The sequence below is a fragment of the Bradyrhizobium sp. genome (assembly GCF_030693485.1).
Taxonomy (GTDB): Bacteria; Pseudomonadota; Alphaproteobacteria; order Rhizobiales; family Xanthobacteraceae; genus Bradyrhizobium.
Genome location: NZ_JAUYAN010000331.1, coordinates 1 through 2556, shown reverse-complemented (window position 1 = coordinate 2556; position 2556 = coordinate 1). Strand labels below are relative to the sequence as shown.

The window sequence follows — 2556 nt, the reverse complement described above, 5'->3', positions numbered from 1 at the left end:
GTCGATCGAGGCACTGGGTTTTCGCGACGCGCAGTTGCATCAGCTGGCGGCGATGCTGCTTGGGGATGCGCGACCACTTCCCCCTCCCCTGGAGGGGGAGGGTCGACGCGAATGAAAGGAGCGGCGGGGTGGGGTGACGGTCTCTCGTTTCGAATGGTGTGTGCGTTGAGAGTCCTTCACCCCACCCCGTCTCACATTTCGCTGCGCTCAATGTGAGCCGACCCTCCCCCTCCAGGGGAGGGTGAAGTGGTCGCGCATCCCCATGCAGCATCGCCGCCAGCTGATGCAACTGCGCGTCGCGAAAACCCTGTGCCTCGATCGACTTCACCGTGGCCAGCACATAGTCGCGGTTGTTGCCGGAGCGGCCGTGGCCCTGCTGCACGAAGCGCAGTTGCTCGGCCAACGACAGCCGTCCGGCATACTGCACGTGGCCGCGATCGACCACATAGGCCAGCGCGCTGACCCGCTCGCGGGCTTCGTTCTCGAGCCAGACCGAACGCATCACCTCGCGGTAGACGTGGGTGGTCTGCTCGCGGCTGCGCAGATAGTCCACCACGTCGCCACGCTGCATCGCCGCCACCCGGAACGCGACGCCGCGGCAGGCGCCGCCGCGGTCGAGCCCGAGCACCAAGCCGGGCTTTTCCGGGGTGCCGCGGTGGTCGAACGAATAGACGCAGAGCGCGCGGTGCTCGCCGATCAGCCGGGCCGGAACCTGTTCGATGAACTCAAAGCCCGGCCGCCACATCAGCGAGCCGTAGCCGAACACCCACAGGTCGCCTTTGGACAATTCCGCTTCGGGTACGATTTTGGCTGGCATCGCGCGCACGCCTAGCAGAGTTTTGCGGCGGGTGAAAATACGTTAACCTGATCCCGGCCGGCGACCTGCTTGCATCACCGCTTAATTGACAAAATCGTCGGCCAAAGGTCCCGCATGTCCGAACTCACCCTCGCGCCGCGCCGGCGCCCGCTTTGGCGCCTTTTCTTCATGCCTGCCTTGCTCCTGGTCGCAGCGGCGGTGTGGAGCGGATTCTGGTTCTTCGCCGCCTCCCAGGTCGAGGTCAAGGCGGACGCCTGGCGCGCCCAGGAGGCGGCATCCGGCCGGGTCTATGACTGCGCCAGGCGTTCGGTGGCCGGCTTTCCGTTTCGCCTCGAAGTCCGCTGCAACGGCGCCAGCGTCGCGCTGCGTTCGCAGACCGCGGAACAGGCCGCGACGCAGGCGCCCATCACTGTCAGGCTCGGCGAAATCCTGGTGGTGGCGCAGATCTGGGATCCGCAACGGCTGATCGCCGAATTCACCGCGCCGGCGACGATCTCGGATCGCGGCGGGCCGCCCGCGATGATGGTGAACTGGAGCAAGGCCCGCAGCAGCGTGGTCGGTTTGCCCGCCGTCCCGCAACGCGGCTCGATCGCGTTCGACGATCCCTCGATCGACCGCGTCAACGGCCCGGCGCAGACGCCGCTGGCGCGCGCCAGACTGGTCGAGCTGCACGGCCGCCTCGCCGAGGGCTCGGTGCAGGATCGCCCTGTGATCGAGACTGTGCTGAAGATCGAGCAAGGCAGCGTGCAGGAACTGCATCCGTTGCTGGCGGCGCCGTTCGATGCCGACGTCCGCACGCTGCTCAGCGGGTTGAAGGATTTTGCCCCCAAACCCTGGCCCGAGCGGTTTCGAGAAATCCAGGCCGCCGGCGGCCGGGTCGAAATCGTGCAGTCGCGGATTGCGCAGGGCGAGCTGATCGCGGTCGCCACCGGCACCCTCGGCCTCAGCGCCAGCGGCCGTCTCGACGGCGAACTGCAGATGACGGTGGCCGGCATCGAGAAGGTGATCCCGGCGCTCGGCATCGAGAAAATGCTGGAAGAGGGCGTGCCGCAGGCGACACTCGATCGCGTCGCACCGGGGGTCAGGAGTCAGGACGTCAGCAACCTGCTCGGCGCGCTCGACCGCGCGATCCCCGGCCTCGGCCGGGTCGTCAAACAGAATGCCAATGTCGGCGTCATCACCGGCATCAACGCGTTGGGCAAGGAAGCCGTGCTGGAAGGCAAGAAGGCGCGGGCATTCCCGCTGCGCTTCGTCGACGGCGCGGTGTTTTTCGGCCCGCTGAAGGTCGGCCAGGTTCCGCCGCTGTATTAGCTGAACACGCCATCGTCATCCTGAGGAGCCGCGCTCTTGCGCGGCGTCTCGAAGGATGGCCGCATCCACGTAGCCAGTCATCCTTCGAGGCTCGCCAGGAGGCTCGCACCTCAGAATGACGACACACTGCGTTCTTGATCCGCCACCTTTCCGCAGTCTTGCTGTGTGACGTTGTGTGACTACCCGACGGGAAAATCACTTCCGTTTATCGGAAGTCGTGTCAAGCCCTTCGCGAAAAAATAATTCTGTTTTCCGGAATTGCAAACCAGGCTATATGATTTGCCATCCCCGTCCCGTTCAGAGCAACTGTGCTGAAGTAGACCGGTGATCGGCCGGCCTCAAGGCTGGCGCGAAGCGCGCCCCCGCCTTCGGCGGCTGACGGCCTTGACCCCGTCCGTTCCCCGGTCTGTTGGCTTGGCATGCGCTCG

General features: G+C 65.8%; 1 protein-coding gene and 1 pseudogene. One reads left to right on the top strand and one right to left on the bottom strand.

From position 1 onward, the window contains the following. Positions 1-226: 226 nt before the first annotated feature. Positions 227-817 (bottom strand): annotated as a pseudogene (locus tag Q8N40_RS24485) (gamma-glutamylcyclotransferase); the annotation flags it as partial. Positions 818-931: 114 nt separating this feature from the next. Between Q8N40_RS24485 and Q8N40_RS24480 the strand changes: the two are divergent. Beyond that, positions 932-2128, top strand: a complete 1197-nt coding sequence (locus tag Q8N40_RS24480; protein ID WP_305713636.1) for a DUF2125 domain-containing protein — start codon at positions 932-934, stop codon at positions 2126-2128. The last annotated feature ends 428 nt before the right edge of the window (positions 2129-2556 follow it).